A 480-nucleotide genomic window follows, 5' to 3' on the forward strand; every position below is an offset into this window, starting at 1 on the left:
CGTTAAGATCGACGGCCTGAAGGCGGTCAGGGAATGCAACGGCACCGGTCTCGAAGTGGTGGCCGACGCCGCGCCCGCGTCCAAGAAAAAGCTGGTAACGCTACGTCTGGTCAACGGCCTGAAGAACCACACGCTCCTGATCGAAGACGGGATAACGGCTCAGGAGTTGGAACTCACCGCCTCCGATGTTCTGCAATTGATTCGCGGTTCCGAGATGATGGTACCGCGTGACGTAACGAGCTTGACGTAGATGGCCACGTCCTGTACCATGCGTACAATCACATCAAGCAAGGAGAAGTTCATGAGCCGTAAATTCACGACGCGTCCGGTACTCCCGCGCAAGGCACGTAAGCAGCGCCCCTCTGTATACGCGTCATGTGGTAGCCCTATCGTGGTGGGCGCTACCTGCTGCGTTTACAGCCAAAACGTGAACGCACGAGTCATCGAGATCAAGAGCCCGAGCCACATTATTCTCGAAGT

1 protein-coding gene is annotated in these 480 nt (G+C 56.7%); it reads left to right on the forward strand.

Going from position 1 to position 480, the window contains the following annotated elements; genetic code table 11:
* Positions 1-250, forward strand: a 250-nt coding sequence (locus AC1RPN_RS08340) for a hypothetical protein (protein ID WP_481763736.1), incomplete at its 5' end; no start/stop codon positions are given.
* Between the last annotated feature and the right edge of the window lie 230 nt (positions 251-480).

This window comes from Dellaglioa sp. CoH-57-MRSF-20, from assembly GCF_056781955.1.